Origin of the sequence: Pseudomonas sp. DSP3-2-3 (genome assembly GCF_049898225.1) — a bacterium.
Classification (GTDB): Bacteria; Pseudomonadota; Gammaproteobacteria; order Pseudomonadales; family Pseudomonadaceae; genus Aquipseudomonas.
Genome location: NZ_JAFCXH010000007.1, coordinates 127127 through 142441 on the forward strand (window position 1 = coordinate 127127; position 15315 = coordinate 142441).

At 58.8% G+C, this 15315-nt stretch carries 10 protein-coding genes; 4 read left to right on the forward strand and 6 right to left on the reverse strand.

What is annotated here, in order from left to right:
• Position 1 precedes the first annotated feature (1 nt).
• Positions 2-1033, forward strand: coding sequence for a quinone-dependent dihydroorotate dehydrogenase (locus ACP7E4_RS10710; protein ID WP_426114876.1), 1032 nt, complete (start codon positions 2-4; stop codon positions 1031-1033).
• 109 nt (positions 1034-1142) lie between these two features.
• On the opposite strand, the gene rmf is transcribed toward ACP7E4_RS10710, so the two are convergent.
• Positions 1143-1358, reverse strand: a complete 216-nt coding sequence (gene rmf, locus ACP7E4_RS10715; RefSeq protein ID WP_080290409.1) for a ribosome modulation factor — start codon at positions 1356-1358, stop codon at positions 1143-1145.
• A gap of 596 nt (positions 1359-1954) precedes the next feature.
• Between rmf and rlmKL the strand changes: the two genes are divergently transcribed.
• A complete protein-coding gene (gene rlmKL / locus ACP7E4_RS10720; protein WP_426114873.1) occupies positions 1955-4225 on the forward strand; it encodes a bifunctional 23S rRNA (guanine(2069)-N(7))-methyltransferase RlmK/23S rRNA (guanine(2445)-N(2))-methyltransferase RlmL in 2271 nt (756 codons plus the stop codon).
• A gap of 136 nt (positions 4226-4361) precedes the next feature.
• Entirely contained in the window at positions 4362-6374 is a 2013-nt protein-coding gene (locus ACP7E4_RS10725; RefSeq protein ID WP_426114871.1) for a diguanylate cyclase, read from the forward strand.
• A 51-nt stretch (positions 6375-6425) separates the two neighbouring features.
• On the opposite strand, the gene dacB is transcribed toward ACP7E4_RS10725, so the two are convergent.
• On the reverse strand, positions 6426-7895 hold the full coding sequence (gene dacB / locus ACP7E4_RS10730; protein ID WP_426114869.1) for a D-alanyl-D-alanine carboxypeptidase/D-alanyl-D-alanine endopeptidase: 1470 nt from the start codon (positions 7893-7895) through the stop codon (positions 6426-6428).
• A 310-nt stretch (positions 7896-8205) separates the two neighbouring features.
• On the opposite strand from dacB, the gene ACP7E4_RS10735 reads away from it, so the two are divergent.
• Positions 8206-8550 (forward strand): YggL family protein, encoded by a 345-nt coding sequence (locus tag ACP7E4_RS10735; RefSeq protein ID WP_020290150.1) that lies wholly within the window; start codon positions 8206-8208, stop codon positions 8548-8550.
• 72 nt (positions 8551-8622) lie between these two features.
• Here ACP7E4_RS10735 and ACP7E4_RS10740 read toward each other — a convergent pair whose 3' ends face one another.
• From ACP7E4_RS10740 to ACP7E4_RS10755, 4 genes are all read right to left on the reverse strand, one after another.
• Positions 8623-12297 (reverse strand): transporter substrate-binding domain-containing protein, encoded by a 3675-nt coding sequence (locus ACP7E4_RS10740; protein WP_426114867.1) that lies wholly within the window; start codon positions 12295-12297, stop codon positions 8623-8625.
• An 8-nt stretch (positions 12298-12305) separates the two neighbouring features.
• Positions 12306-12932, reverse strand: coding sequence for a response regulator transcription factor (locus ACP7E4_RS10745; RefSeq protein ID WP_065834028.1), 627 nt, complete (start codon positions 12930-12932; stop codon positions 12306-12308).
• A 327-nt stretch (positions 12933-13259) separates the two neighbouring features.
• Positions 13260-13658, reverse strand: coding sequence for a response regulator (locus tag ACP7E4_RS10750; RefSeq protein ID WP_426114864.1), 399 nt, complete (start codon positions 13656-13658; stop codon positions 13260-13262).
• A 295-nt stretch (positions 13659-13953) separates the two neighbouring features.
• Positions 13954-15285, reverse strand: coding sequence for a deoxyguanosinetriphosphate triphosphohydrolase (locus tag ACP7E4_RS10755; RefSeq protein ID WP_426114862.1), 1332 nt, complete (start codon positions 15283-15285; stop codon positions 13954-13956).
• Positions 15286-15315 lie beyond the last annotated feature (30 nt).

A 15315-nucleotide genomic window follows, 5' to 3' on the forward strand; every position in this document is an offset into this window, starting at 1 on the left:
CATGTATAACCTGGCCCGCCAGTTACTGTTCAAACTTTCCCCGGAAACCTCCCATGACCTGTCGCTGGACCTGATTGGTGCCGGCGGACGCCTGGGGCTCAATCGCCTGCTGAGCAAGGCGCCTGCGCGCCTGCCGGTGACTGTCATGGGCCTGGAGTTTCCCAATCCGGTCGGGCTGGCGGCAGGACTGGACAAGAACGGCGCGGCCATCGACGGCTTCGCCCAGCTGGGTTTCGGCTTCGTTGAAATCGGCACGGTAACCCCGCGTCCACAGCCGGGCAATCCGAAGCCACGGATCTTCCGCCTGCCGCACGCCGAGGCGATCATCAATCGCATGGGCTTCAATAATCTGGGCGTCGATCATCTGATCAGCCGGGTTCAGGCCGCGAAATACACCGGTATCCTGGGCATCAATATCGGCAAGAATTTCGATACACCGGTCGAGCGCGCCGTGGATGACTATCTGATTTGCCTGGACAAGGTCTACGCCCACGCCAGCTACGTCACGGTCAATGTCAGCTCGCCCAACACGCCGGGGCTGCGCAGCCTGCAATTCGGCGACTCGTTGAAGCAACTGCTGGAAGCCTTGAGCATCCGTCAGCAGGCGCTGACCCAGTTGCATGGCAAGCGCGTGCCGTTGGCAATCAAGATCGCCCCGGACATGACTGATGAAGAAACCGTGTTGGTTGCCGCGGCATTGATCGAATCCGGCATGGACGCGGTCATCGCCACCAACACCACGCTCAGCCGCCAAGGCGTTGAAGGCTTGCCTCACGGCGACGAAGCGGGCGGGTTGTCAGGTGCGCCGGTACGCGAGAAGAGTACGCATACGGTGAAGATCCTCGCCGGTGAACTGGCCGGGCGTCTGCCGATCATCGCTGCGGGCGGCATCACCGAAGGCAAGCACGCGGCTGAGAAAATCGCCGCCGGTGCCAGTCTGGTGCAGATCTACTCCGGCTTTATCTATAAAGGCCCGGCACTGATTCGCCAATCGGTGGACGCTATCGCGGCAATGCCCAAACGCCAGGCATAAAAAAGGGGCTCCTGAGGAGCCCCTGGGCTTGCGCCCCGCGCCCGGATGGGACGCGCCTGGTTAGGTCATTTTTTACAGAGATTTGCTGGACTGGTCGGAAGTTACCTGATTACCCGACCGCGTGAAGTTCGTTGAGTCTGTGGATTCCCGCAGTGCCGGTCATACCGTCCCAGTTGTCGCCGCGTCCTTCTCGCCAACCATTGATCCACGCTTGGCGCACTGACGGTAGAGTAAAAGGGCAAAGCTCACGGGATTTTCCATGAACGCCAAATTGATATCCGCGTAAAAATGCTCTTTCCAACGGATCACGCTTAAGTCTTCTCATAGGGTGTTGCCCTCGTTTGTTGACTGTAATGTCCCTGGGACCTCGTGCTGAGGTCGGGCAGAATTATTCTGCCGTTGGTACCCGCTGCCGGCGTCGCGGGCTTGGTGCCGTTACCATTGCAGTAACAACCTGAGATGAGTTCTAACCAATGGATTGGGCGCTGTGAATGATCGTTTTGTCATAAGCACGTAACATTTGTGACCTCTGGGACATAAGCCTTGAGGTGTTTCAAACTTGATATTTTCTACAAGCCCGCAATGTCGAGGGTTTCGGCGCAAGCTGAGACCAATTCTCAAGTGCGGGTGATGGCTGAATGCACTCAGAGGCTTTTCGACGAAGGGTCACGATGTGACTTTTTATTGCGGCAGTTGTCATGCTGAATGAGTCACTTTTCAGCCAGTGTCTTTTGGCCATTGCGGGCTGAAGGTCAAACAGGTTGGATTCAAGGTAAAAACTGCCGCACTGACGTCATAACCTCATGCGGTGGACCGGCACAATGTGTGTGCCACGCAGGCGTTCTCCAAGAAAGACGCTTGTTTTAAATCTGGTGGGGCAATGCGTTGCCCGCCGCTTATGGCTACGGCCCTGGAATATTCATGTCCGAACGTTACGAACTTTTCCTCACGTGCCCAAAAGGCCTCGAAGGCCTGCTGTCTGAGGAAGCCACTGCGCTTGGCCTTGAGGAGACCCGGGAACACACCTCGGCCATCCGTGGTGTCGCCACCATGGAAACCGCCTACCGGTTATGCCTGTGGTCGCGCCTGGCCAACCGTGTGCTGCTGGTGCTCAAGCGCTTCCCGATGAAAGACGCCGAAGACCTGTATCACGGCGTCCTGGATATCGACTGGCAGGACCACCTTGAAGCCGATGGTTCGCTGGCGGTGGAGTTCAGCGGTAACGGTTCGGGCATTGATAACACCCACTTTGGCGCCTTGAAGGTCAAGGACGCCATTGTCGACAAATTGCGTACGCCGGAGGGTCTGCGGCCTTCGGTGGACAAGCTCAATCCCGATCTGCGCGTACATCTGCGCCTGGATCGCGGCGAAGCCATTCTGTCCCTGGACTTGTCCGGGCACAGCCTGCACCAGCGTGGCTATCGTTTGCAGCAGGGCGCTGCACCGCTCAAGGAAAACCTTGCTGCCGCGATTCTGATTCGTGCCGGCTGGCCGCGTATTGCCGCTGAAGGTGGCGCGCTGGCTGACCCGATGTGCGGCGTGGGCACCTTTCTGGTGGAAGCGGCGATGATGGCTGCCGACATCGCGCCCAACCTCAAGCGCGAGCGTTGGGGTTTTTCGGCGTGGCTGGGACACGTCCCGGCGCTTTGGACCAAGTTGCATGATGATGCAGTGGCGCGGGCACAGGCCGGTCTGGCCAAGCCGCCGCTGTGGATTCGCGGTTATGAAGCTGACCCGCGCCTGATCCAGCCGGGGCGCAACAACATCGAGCGCGCTGGCCTGAGCGAGTGGATCAAGGTCTATCAGGGCGAAGTCGCCACCTTCGAGCCGCGCCCGGACCAGAACCAGAAAGGCCTGGTGATCTGCAACCCTCCTTACGGCGAGCGTCTGGGTGATGAGGCGAGCCTGCTTTATCTCTATCAGAATCTCGGCGAACGTCTGCGCCAGGCCTGTCTGAACTGGGAGGCCGCGGTGTTTACCGGTGCCCCGGATCTGGGCAAGCGTATGGGGATTCGCAGCCACAAACAGTACGCATTCTGGAACGGCGCCTTGCCGTGCAAGCTGCTGCTGATCAAAGTGCTTCCCGATCAGTTCGTCACCGGCGAGCGCCGTACTGCCGAACAGCGGCAGCTCGAGCGTGAACAGGTGGAGCCCGAGGATACCGGCGCGCTGGAAGCGCCAGGCAAGTACGAGAAGTACAACAAGAACGGCAATCCGATCAAACCGGCTCCAGTGGTTGTCGAGCAGCCGCGCTTGAGCGAAGGCGGCCAGATGTTCGCCAACCGCCTGCAGAAGAACCTCAAGCTGCTGGGCAAATGGGTCCGTCGCGAAGGGATCGATTGCTATCGCGTCTACGATGCCGACATGCCGGAATACTCCCTGGCCATCGACCTGTATCACGACTGGGTTCACGTTCAGGAATACGCCGCACCCAAGTCCATCGATCCGGAGAAAGCCTCGGCGCGCCTGTTCGATGCGCTGGCGGCCATTCCCCAGGCGTTGAACATCGACAAGAGCCGCGTGGTGATCAAGCGTCGCGAACGCCAGAGCGGCACCAAACAGTACGAGCGGCAAAGTGCCCAAGGGCAGTTCCGGGAAGTCAGCGAAGGTGGCGTCAAGCTGCTGGTGAACCTGACCGACTACCTGGACACCGGCCTGTTCCTCGACCACCGCCCGATGCGTATGCGTATCCAGCGTGAAGCGGCGGGCAAGCGCTTCCTCAATCTGTATGCCTACACCGCAACGGCCAGCGTTCATGCGGCCAAAGGCGGCGCGCGCAGCACTACCAGCGTCGACTTGTCCAAGACCTATCTGGACTGGGCGCGGCGCAACCTGTCGCTGAACGGGTTCTCTGACAAGAACCGTCTGGAGCAGGGCGATGTGATGGCGTGGCTGGAAGCGTGCCGTGAGGAATACGACCTGATCTTCATTGATCCGCCGACGTTCTCCAATTCCAAGCGCATGGAAGGCATCTTCGACGTACAGCGTGATCAGGTGCAATTGCTCGACCTGGCCATGGCGCGTCTTGCGCCCGGCGGCGTGTTGTATTTCTCCAACAACTTCCGCAAGTTCGTGCTCGATGAAAACCTCGGCGAGCGTTATGCCGTGGAGGAAATCACTGCCCAGACCGTGGATCCGGACTTCGCCCGCAACAGCAAGATCCATCGCGCCTGGAAAATCATGGCGCGCTGATTGGCAACAATGTGCGGTGCGTAACGCTTCCACGGTGCGCACTGCAATTTCAGGCTAGGCAAATTAGTGGCGAATAGCTATAAGAGAGCCACAGCCAGCGTGACTGTTTACTGTGCTGGCGTCGTGAGTTTTGCGTATGCCGTCAAACCCTGTGCGCCCGAAGATTCTTGGCTTTATCAGCGAGCAGGCCTCTCCATGGGTCGTTGCAATAACGGCTCTGGTTTTAGGGTTGTTGTTGACGATCATCCTCGCCCTCGCCAATTTCGAACTCTATAAACGCCAACTGATCCAGCGCTTCAGCTTACTCGCCACCGAACATTTCAGTCGTATTCAGGAACGCCTTGATGGCCAGGTTTATCGCCTGGACAGCCTGCGGCGCTTCTTTGTCTTTTCCGATCAGATCAGTCGCGCGGAATTCAACGGTTTTGCCGCGCCGTTGCTGATGGGGACCCAGGCGTACTCCTGGGCACCGAGGGTCGTCGACACCGAGCGCGAGCCATTCGAGCGCCAGGCTGTCGTCGAAGGCCTGGGCGGCTTCAGTGTGCGCGAGCTCGACGCTGCGGGCGGGCTGCGAAAAGCTGCGGTCAGGGCGGAATATTTCCCGGTACTTTTCACTCAGTCACGCAGCACGCTGCCATTGCCCCTGGGCTTCGACATTGCCTCTGAACAGCTGCGCCACGAAGCGCTGGAGCGGGCGCGCCAGCTGGGCTCCATGGTCGTGACCCCGCGCATGCATCTGGTCGGTCTGGAACCGGTCAACGCGACCGGGATTCTGTTGCTGTCCCCGGTATTGGCCGGGGATGCCAGATTTTCGACGCGGGCGGATGATGTAAGCGGTTTTGTCATGGCCGTTATCAGTCTGAGCGCCCTGATGACCGAAGGTTTGCCAACCCAGGAAAACCTCGCCGTGACCCTGCGCGACCTGGCCGCGCCTGACGAGCCGGAACCCTTGTATCAGTCATCTATAGCGGCGGCCGAAAGTGATTTGCGGGTCAGCACGCTGTTGAACCTGGCCGATCGCGACTATCTGCTGGAGATCCGTCCAACCTCGGTTTTTCTCAACAGTAACCAATCGCAAAGGGTCAATGTGATCCTGTTGGGCGGGCTGCTGAGCCTGATGCTCAGCGCTTTGCTCTACAGCCTGGTCGGCCAGCGGCAACGCGCCCTGCGGCTGGTGGATCAACGCACGTCGGAGTTGCGCCAGCGCGAGCAGCAATTAAGCGGCACTCACGGCCAGCTGCGCAATCTGCTCAACGCCGCCACTGAGGTGGCAATTATTGCCACTGACCTGAATGGCGTGATCAGTACCTTTAATGTTGGCGCACAGAAAATGCTCGGTTACAGCAATGACGAGGTCGTGGGGCGCTTCACGCTGAAGGATCTGCAATTGACGGCAGAGCTCGAAGAGCATGCTCAGCGCCTGAGTGTCGGCTATGGCACCCAGGTTTCAGCGGGTGAAGCGATCTTTGTCGAAGCCAGCCAGGAGAGCATCCACCAGTCTCGGGAGTGGACCTTCGTACGGCGTGACGGCAGCACATTGTCAGTCAATATGCTGGTGACGGCCGTGCGCGATGAGCAAGGCCAGTGGGTGGGCTACCTGGCGGTTTGTATTGATATCACCGAACGCAAGCGCGTCGAGGAGGAATTGCGCAGGTTAGCGGTAACTGATTCGCTGACCGGCGTCTTCAACCGTCGCTATTTTCAGGAACGTCTCGCGGTCGAACTGGGCCGGGTCCAGGGTAATGGGGGAGCGCTGTCGGTGATCATGCTGGATATCGATCATTTCAAAAGGATCAATGACCAGCTTGGGCATGCCATGGGCGATTGGGCGTTGCAGGCCATTTCTCAGCGCATCAGTCTGCGGCTGCGTAGCAATGATGTGTTCTGTCGGCTGGGCGGGGAAGAGTTCATGGTGCTCTGCCCGGGCACCGATGCTGTTCAGGCGTATCAACTGGCGTTGGATCTGTGGCGTGAGCTGCGCAGTCAACCGGTCGATGGCATTGGGGTCATTACCGCCAGTTTCGGCGTTGCGGGCTGGCGCGAAGGGGAAGGTGACGACGCATTGTTGCTGCGCGTGGATTCGCGGGTCTACGCAGCCAAGCAGGCGGGGCGCGACCGGGTCGAGGCGGGCGGCTGTGAGGGTTGGTGAACGAGGGGCCGGTCTTGCGACAGACCCCTTTCGTTGACAGGTGCGGGTCGTTTACTGCTGCTGAATCGACACGGTGTTGTTGACCAGTTTCGGCTGGCGATACAAGTCGACCAACACTTCATCCAGCACTGACGAGGCACCAAATGGACGCGGGTCATTAAGAATGGCCACGACCGCCCAGGTATTGCCGTTGCTGTCGCGGCTGAAACCGGCGATGGCGCGAACCGTGTTCAACGTACCGGTCTTGATATGTGCTTCGCCCAGCAGTGGCGTGCGCTTGAGGCGCTTGCGCATGGTGCCGTCCATGCCGGCCAGTGGCATCGAACTCATGAATTCGGCGGCATACGGGCTGCGCCATGCGGCCTGCAGAATGATCGCCATTTCACGCGCGCTGACCCGCTCTGCACGGGACAGGCCCGAACCGTTTTCCATGACCAGGTGTGGCGCGGTAATGCCTTTTTTCGCCAGCCACTGGCGGATCACCCGCTGTGCGGCCTTGGCATCATCGCCATCGGCTTCGTTGCGATATTCCGAACCCAGGCTCAGGAACAACTGCTGCGCCATGGTGTTGTTACTGAATTTGTTGATGTCGCGAATGATTTCCGTGAGGTCTGGCGAGAACGCCTTGGCCAACAGTTTCGCGCTGCCTGGCACTACATCGACGCGGTCCTTGCCGAGGATGCTGCCGCCCAGTTCCTGCCAGATCGCGCGTACAGCGCCTGCTGCGTAGGTCGGGTGGTCGAGCAGTGACAGGTAGGTCTGGGAATTGCAGCCATCGCCCAATTGCCCGCTGACGGTCACCACGACCGTGCCGTCCGCCTGCGGGATCGGGCTGTAACGCACGTCACCGGCGCATTGCTTGGAGGCTACGGCCTTGACCTGATTTTCCACGCGGATGCTGGCGATCGGCGGCTCGACGGACACCAGAATCTTGCCGCCGTCGTTGCGGGTGATGAAGCGCAGGGCCTTGAGGTTGATCATCAACGAGTCGGGTTTGACCAGGAACGGCTTGTTCTTGTCGTTGCCGTCATCGTCGAACACCGGGAGCTGCGGCTGCACGAAATGGCTGCGGTCCAGAACCAGATCACCGGTCACTTGCTGGACGCCATTGGCGCGCAGATCGCGCATGAGCAGCCAGAGCTTTTCCATGTTGAGCTTGGGATCGCCGCCGCCTTTAAGGTAGAGGTTGCCGTGCAGCACACCGTTGTTCAGGGTGCCATCGGTGAAGAACTCGGTCCTCCATTGATGGGTCGGGCCGAGCATTTCCAGCGCTGCATAGGTGGTGATCAGCTTCATGGTTGACGCCGGGTTGACCGATACGTCGGCGTTGAAAACCGTCGGATTGCCAGGACCGTTAAGCGGCAGCATCACCAGCGACAAGGCATCGTCGCCCAGCTTGCTGGCTTTCAGGGCTTGCTGAACCTTGGGCGGCAGCGTGGTGTTGATGACCGCTGCCTGAGCAGGCAGTCCCAGTGGCAGCAGAAGGGCGAAAAAAAACAAAGGACGCAAAGATTTGATCATTCAATAAAACCCTACTGCAAAGAGGGGAAAAATAAGAGGGCATGGATGGGTTCCCTCGACAAAAATAAGTAGCTGACACAGACGGTTGTTGAAGAAAAGCCGTCTGGCGGTCGAATAGACGGCATTATGCCCCAACCAGCGGTGACTTGTGCTCCGGTGCAAGCGTCTCGACCGCTATTTTTTATCAAGTGCCGAGTCGGGCCGCAGCAGCCTGTTTATCGGCAATACCCGATCTTGGGCCTGTTAGGCAGGCAATTGGCCGCCCAAACTGCTAAAGTGCCGCCCGATATTACTTATGAGGATTTGTTCAATGGCCACTAACCGTTCCCAGCGTCTGCGCAAAAAGCTGTGCGTAGATGAATTCCAGGAGTTGGGTTTTGAGCTGAACCTGGACTTCAAGGAAGATCTGGATGACAAGGCGATCGACGCGTTCCTCGAGGAGTTCCTCAAGGACGCCATGGAAGCCAATGGTCTGGGTTATGTTGGCGGCGATGACTTCGGTCTGGTTTGCCTCATCAAGCGTGGCTCGGTCAACGAAGAGCAGCGCGCTGCTGTTGAAGCCTGGCTCAAAGGCCGCAGCGAACTGACCGAAGTTACCGTCAGCCCGCTGATCGACGTCTGGTACCCGGAAAAACCAATCAATCCGGTTGCCTGATGTTCCGAGGAGGCAGGCCACGCGCCTGCTTCCTTGTTCTACCGCGTTTCCCTTCCGGTTGCAGATCCCCGTCTAGTCGTGGATCCCCTCGTTTCCCCCATTGCGGTTGCCCGATTCATCTGTCTGATGGAGCGCGTTGCGCAAGGCTGTCTCCAGTACACTCATCGCAGCTACCAAAGCTGCCTGACACGCCTCAATGATCTCCACGGGTTCGGCTTCGCCACAGGCATCTTCCAGCGCTTCACATCTGTCGATGACCTGAACCGCCCGAATGATCCGCGCCGCGCCCTTGATCTTGTGTGCCATCTGACGAATGTCGGCCTGATTCGCCGTTGCCTTGAGGCCGGTGAGTTCCGCGCGGTCCTGTTCGCAGCTGAGCAGCAGTTGCGCCAATAGCCGCTGAACGCTTTCGGGACGATCACCGGTCAACAGGCTGACGCTGCCCATGTCGAACACTTCGGGAGCCGATATTTCAGGGCGTTGCCGAGCGCGAGGCTGGAGCTTGTCCAATCGTTCGTTGAGCGCCTTGAGGCTGATGGGTTTGAACAGGCAGTCGTCCATGCCCGCATCCCGACAGCGCTGTTTCTCTTCCGGCTGGGCATTGGCGGTAAAGCCCCAGATCGTGCAGCGCTGACGCTTTTCATCCTGCTCATGGTTGCGGATTGCGCGAGTCAGGTCGTAGCCATTCATCACCGGCATGTTGCAGTCAGCTATTACCAGATCGAACTGTCCTGGCAGCCAGAGCTCAAGCCCTTGGGCCCCCTGTTCCGCTGTCGAGCAGTGATGGCCGAGAAATTCGAGCTGCTGACACAGGAGCATGCAGTTGGCGGGATGATCGTCGACGATGAGGATGTCCAGCGCCGCCGTTTCCCGTGGCGGTGCTTCCTTGGCCGGCGCGGCGATTTCCAGCGGCTCCAGGGTTGTCAGATCAAAGGTCATGTGGACTTGCGTACCGTCTCCGGGCTCACTGCTGAGGTTCAATGTGCCGCCCATCATTTCGCACAGGTGACGGCAGATCACCAGCCCCAGTCCGGCGCCGGTGCGCGGCTGTTGACCGGTGTTTTCCGCCTGGGCAAAAGGCTCGAACAGCCGCTGCTGATCCTCTGTGCTGATGCCGATGCCGCTGTCCTGGATCAGCACGTGCAGCCGCAGCTGTTGCGGGCCCGGGCTGGTGTCGGTCTGCAGGCTGATTTTCACCTGACCCTGCTCGGTGAACTTGATCGCGTTGCTGATGAGATTGGAGAGAATCTGTTTGAAGCGCAGCGGATCGATCAGGACATCGGTGTTGATGCCGGGGTCTAGATCAAGCAACAGCCCGAGGCTCTTTTGCCGGGCCAGCCCGTCGAAGACACGAAACACCGATTCGACCAGCTGGCGCAGATTTGCGCGCTCCGGACTCAGGGTCAGGCGGCCTGACTCGATGCGCGCGATATCCAGGATGTCACCGATAAGCTCCAGCAGATCCTTGGCCGAGCCGTAGGCCACCTCGATGGCCGGTCGATCCAGCTGACCCTGATCGGCTCGACGCAGGGCCAGTTCGAGCATGCCGATCACGGCGTTCATCGGGGTGCGTATTTCATGGCTCATGGTTGCCAGGAAGGTGCTCTTGGCGCGATTGGCGTCATCGGCCTGATCCTTGGCGGTGCGAAGCTCCTCGATCAACTGGCGACGCTCGCTGATGTCGATCCAGCCCCCGATGACGCCCTGGACTTCACCCAGCGAATCACGGAACGGCAGGATCCAGTGATAGATCGTCAGATGTCGGTCGCCGATGTGCAGCGTGCGGTCGAGGATCAGCGGCGTGCTGCTGGCCATCACCCGTTTGTAGTCGTCGGCATATTCGTGGGCTTCGTCGACATCACTGAGAATGCCCTCGGTAACGGTTTTGTTGAGGATGTCCTCACGCCGCGCCGAGAAGGCTTCCAGATAGCTGTCGTTGCACATGCGCAGCAGTCCTTCGCGGTCCCGCACGTAGATAGGATGCGGAGTGCCGTTGACCAGAGCGCTCATGAACTCGAATTGATCGCTGAGTGCGCGCTCGGCCCGTTCGCGTTGCTTGATCTGGCGTCGCATGTAGGCATTCCAGGCCAGTGAACCGAGCAATAACAGACCGGCGCCGATGAGGATCTGATAGATCTGGCGCTGATAGTCGTGCCAGTTGCCGCCGGCCGGGGTATACGAGCGCCAGCGGTTGTTGATCACCGCCAGATCCTGCGGGGCGATGCTCGACAGCGCCTTGTCGAGAATGGCGCTCAGCTCAGTGGCCTTGCGCGAGGTGGCCATGGAGATCAGGGCCGGCTCGTTGCCGACGGTCGCGGTCATTTGCAGGCGGTCCTCGAAGACGCCTGAAGAGAGAAAATAATTGGCGATCAGCAATGAGGTGATCGCGCCTTCAACTCGACCCTGGGCAAGCATGTCCAGTGCCTGGAAAGGGTTGTCCACTTCGATGGGCACGATCTCCGGGAAGTTGTCCCGCAGGTAGGCGGTGAGAGGGCTGCCGACGTTGATCGCCACCCGTTTGCCGTTGAGTTGCTCAAGTCGGGGTGGGTTGTCTGGCCATTTGCGCGTCACCAGCACGAATGAGTTGTCTACGTATGGACGACTGAAACTGAGCTGGTCTTCGCGCTCCTCACTGGGAATCAGGGCTCCGATCATGTCGGCCTGGCCCTGACTGACCCGATTCAGCATGTCGGACAGGCTTTGCGACCGGCTGACTTCGAAGCGCAGCCCGGTGCGCAGGCGCACCAGTTCCAGCAGGTCGGCGGTGATGCCGCGGAAGTTGCCGTTGGCGTCGAAGAACGTCAGCGGTGCATAGGATTCGTTGATGACAAGGCGCACGGTTGGGTGTTGCGCGATCCAGCGCTCCTCGCGCTGGGTCAGTTGCAGTTTCTGATCGGTCAGCATCAAGTCGTCAGCCCCCCAGCGCCGGGAAATGGCAATGCGCTCATCAACGCTGATGGATTTGAGGGTCTGATTGAGTATGGGCAACAAGGGCGTGCCGTCGTTGCGGACTGCGAAGCTGAAACCGTTGGCCTCATGCTTGCCGAAATTGGCCATCTGCACGTTATTCAGATAGCCCTTGTTGATCAGGTACTGGGTGGAAATGGTATCGCCGAGAAAGACGTCGGCCTGATTGAAAGCAACGGCGTTGATAGCGCTCTGAAACGAAGGATAGGTCTTCAATGTAGCCCCCGGGTAGAGGGCCTTGACGCTGGACTCCGGCAAATAGTGATAGACCATGCTCAGGCGCATGCCCTCCAGGCCCTGGTTCAGTGCGCGCGTCTCGCCGACGCGCGTTACCAGCACCGGCTGATCCACTGCGTAAGGTGTCGAGAGCTTGAGACTGCCATCGATTGCCTCGAACCCGTTTGCGCTGCCGAGCAGATCGATCTTGCCTTCCTTCAGGGCGCTGATTGCCGAAGCTCTGGACTCATAGCGCTGGACCTTGACGGGCAGGTCCAGCGCTTCGGAGATGATGCCGGTGTAGTCGGCGGTAAACCCTTCGTACTCTCGACCTGACTGGGTCAGATCGAACGGCGGGTAGTCAGGGGCAGAAGTACCCAGGATCAGCTCGCGCTTCTCGTGTACCCACTGCCACTGCGCCTTGTCCAGCTTGACGTCCATGTGTCCGGGACTGGAGCGACTCAGCAGGCGGTAGGATTCGCCGCCAGCCGGAATCGCCTGGGCGCTCCAACTTGCGCAGACGCAGGCGGCCAGTATCAAATAATGTTTAATGCGGGTGGACATCCGGTCCCTCACACGAGCGCGTTGCGTTTTGCCATCTCGATAAGTTCTACCAAGGTTTTAACCCTGAGCTTTTGCATCAGGCGTGTTTTGTAAGTGCTGACGGTCTTATTGCTGAGAAACATTCCCTTGGCGATTTCTTTATTGGTACGGCCCTGAGCGAACAGCTGCAATACCATCAACTCGCGATCATTGACCAACTTGAACAGTTCGATTTCGCTGGGTTGGCCATTTTCGCCAGTCGCTTTGGTCAGCGCCTGACTCGGGAAGTAATTGTAGCCGGATAATACGGCTTTCACCGAGCTGAGCAGTTCACTGAGGTCTTCCTGTTTGCAGACATAACCTGCGGCGCCCGATTGCATGCACCGGATGGCGAACAGGCTGGGGGTCTGTGACGTCAGGACCAGGATTTTCGAATGCAGACCCATGGCATTGAAGCGGGCCAGTACTTCCAGGCCGTCGAGCTTAGGGATGCTGATGTCGAGGATGATCAGATCCGGCATGCATTCGCGGACCATCTGCATGGCATCCACACCGTTATCGGTTTCACCCACCACCTGGTAATTTTCGTTTTCCAGGAGCATTCGAACGGCGAGGCGAATAACCGGGTGATCGTCGATGATAAAAACTGAGTTCATGATTCAATCCATACAAGCTGCGAAGAAAGCGCGCACCTTAGCTCAGATGTTCAAGCAGGCCCATGAACAGACTGCGCTGCAGGGTATATATAGGAAATGTCCTACAACAATTAAAGTATCGGAGTACGAGAACGCCCATTTTTCGTTGCGTTAGTGTTTAAATTATCAACGGAATGTCGTGAGAATTCAGTTATAAAAAAATACCTTGTTTATTTCGGTTATGAAATTTCCTGCAAACTAAGAACTGTTTTCCTACAGTGTTCACTGTTTGATTTCATTGCTATTTACTTATCTCTTCACAGCGGTCTTGTCCGGCGCCTGGCTCGATCATGCGTCGGGGAGGGTGGCATCAAGCATGCGGCACAGATCCGGGCCGTGCAGGGGTTTGCTCAGGCAGCCCAGTAGCGGAAGGCCGCGTTCGAGTGCCATTTGTTCAAGTGCGTGCAACTGACTGTTACCCAGTCCGCTGAGGAGTATGGCGCGGCGGACGAAGCCACGTTTGTGGGCCAGTTCAATCAGGTCGAACCCCTGAAAGTCCGGCAGACCCTGGTCGCAAAGCAGCAGGTCGTAGGGTTTGGGAGTGCGCGTCATGGCTTCCAGTGCCTCGGTGGCCGTCAGGACAGGGGTAAGCAGGAAATACCCTTGGTTGTTGAGCAGGATCTGCGTGGCGATCAGTTGAAACGGATGATCCTCCACCAGCAGGATGCGCAAGTTGTGTTTAAACATGGGGGGAGCTTCCGGCAACGTGCTCGCGCAACGCGGGTGCGGATCGAGGCGGATCGGCAGCCTTCGAACGGCATCGGCGATGGCTATTGGACTAATGGGAGATGTGCCAGTAGTGGCAATCAAAGTGGCGGGATTATTGGGCAGTGCCAGCACCCAAGCGATAGGACCTTTCTGATATGTGCGTAGGGCGATTCTGAAGTTTCAATGCGCATCTCGCGCTCATTGGTGCTGAAATGATTCGAGTGGATGCCATCCCAGCGTTTGGCAACGCGTGAGACAGCATCCCTCCGGTGCCTTACATGGGGCTTGAGCGCCCCGTCATCTCCCTGGCCATTTCACTGGCGTAGCTGTCGGTCATTCCGGCGATGAAGTCGATCATGCGCAGAAACGATGCATGCAGCGGCGCGTGTGGGTCGGGGGCGCTGTTGCCCATCAGGTCGAGAATGCGTCGATGCTTGAACGACGGCGTGCGTCCGCCGAACTGTTCCAGTGCTGCGCCGCAAAACGCATTGAGGAGAATCTCAAGGGTGGTGTATGCGCCAATCTCGTGCAGGGTCTTGCGCTTGTCCTGGAAGATCTTCTTGCGCGCCATGTCCTTGGCATCGAGCACGCAACGCTTTGCCGGGCCATGCATGTGTTCGACCAGATCGCCACTGAGCGTGCCGGCCAGCAATTCGTCCTGTTGCTCGACGAACGCCCGGGCGGCAGCGTTGGTCAGGTGTTCAATGGCCTTGCCACGCAAAATGGCCAGTTTGCGCCGCCGTGAGTCGTCCGGGCCGAGCTGGCGATAGGTGTCCGGCAAATCATCGCCCACCAGGCTCAGCAACAAGCCCTCGACCTCGGCATAGTCCAGCAGGTCCATCTCCAGCCCGTCTTCCAGATCGATCAGGGCATAGCAGATGTCATCGGCGGCTTCCATCAGGTACACCAGTGGATGGCGCGCCCAGCGTTGTTCCTCAAGTTGTGGCAAGCCCAGTTTGTGGGCGATCTGTTCGAGGATCGGCAGCTCGCTCTGGTAGCAGCCGAACTTGTGTTTCTTGTAGCCGAGGGAATCGGCATGTCGTGCGGTCCAAGGGTATTTCAGGTACGTGCCCAGCGTTGCGTACGTCAGGCGCGTGCCACCATCGAACTGGTGATATTCCAGTTGGGTCAGGACCCGAAAACCCTGCGCATTGCCCCCGAAGTTGAGGAAGTCATCGCGCTCCACTGCGCTCATGGCATCCAGCCAGCCGCGCCCGGCTGCCTGATTGAACCAGTTGCGAATCGCATCCTCGCCAGAGTGACCAAATGGTGGGTTGCCAATATCGTGGGCCAGGCAGGCCGACTGAATGACCATGCCCAGATCACCCGGATCGCACCAGTCGGGCAGGGCGCTGCGCAAGGTCTCACCGACACGCATGCCCAGCGAGCGACCGACGCAACTGACTTCCAGCGAGTGGGTCAGGCGGGTATGAATATGGTCGTTGCTCGACACGGGATGCACCTGGGTCTTGCGCCCGAGGCGGCGAAACGCCCCGGAGAAGATGATGCGATCGTGATCCTTGTGAAAAGGACTGCGCCCCAACTCTTCGGGGCTGTGCAGGGTTTTGCCAAGACGTTCGCGGTTGAGCAGGGTTTGCCAGTCCAAGGCTCGCACTCCATAGATTAAGTGCGCCTA

Bases quoted from the DNA above. Each gene is read 5' to 3' on its own strand.
- ACP7E4_RS10750 (WP_426114864.1), bottom strand. From the start codon at position 13,658: ATGTTTAAACACAACTTGCGCATCCTGCTGGTGGAGGATCATCCGTTT.
- rlmKL (WP_426114873.1), top strand. From the start codon at position 1,955: ATGTCCGAACGTTACGAACTTTTCCTCACGTGCCCAAAAGGCCTCGAA.
- ACP7E4_RS10735 (WP_020290150.1), top strand. From the start codon at position 8,206: ATGGCCACTAACCGTTCCCAGCGTCTGCGCAAAAAGCTGTGCGTAGAT.
- ACP7E4_RS10725 (WP_426114871.1), top strand. From the start codon at position 4,362: ATGCCGTCAAACCCTGTGCGCCCGAAGATTCTTGGCTTTATCAGCGAG.
- ACP7E4_RS10745 (WP_065834028.1), bottom strand. From the start codon at position 12,932: ATGAACTCAGTTTTTATCATCGACGATCACCCGGTTATTCGCCTCGCC.
- ACP7E4_RS10740 (WP_426114867.1), bottom strand. From the start codon at position 12,297: ATGTCCACCCGCATTAAACATTATTTGATACTGGCCGCCTGCGTCTGC.
- rmf (WP_080290409.1), bottom strand. From the start codon at position 1,358: ATGAGAAGACTTAAGCGTGATCCGTTGGAAAGAGCATTTTTACGCGGA.
- dacB (WP_426114869.1), bottom strand. From the start codon at position 7,895: ATGATCAAATCTTTGCGTCCTTTGTTTTTTTTCGCCCTTCTGCTGCCA.
- ACP7E4_RS10710 (WP_426114876.1), top strand. From the start codon at position 2: ATGTATAACCTGGCCCGCCAGTTACTGTTCAAACTTTCCCCGGAAACC.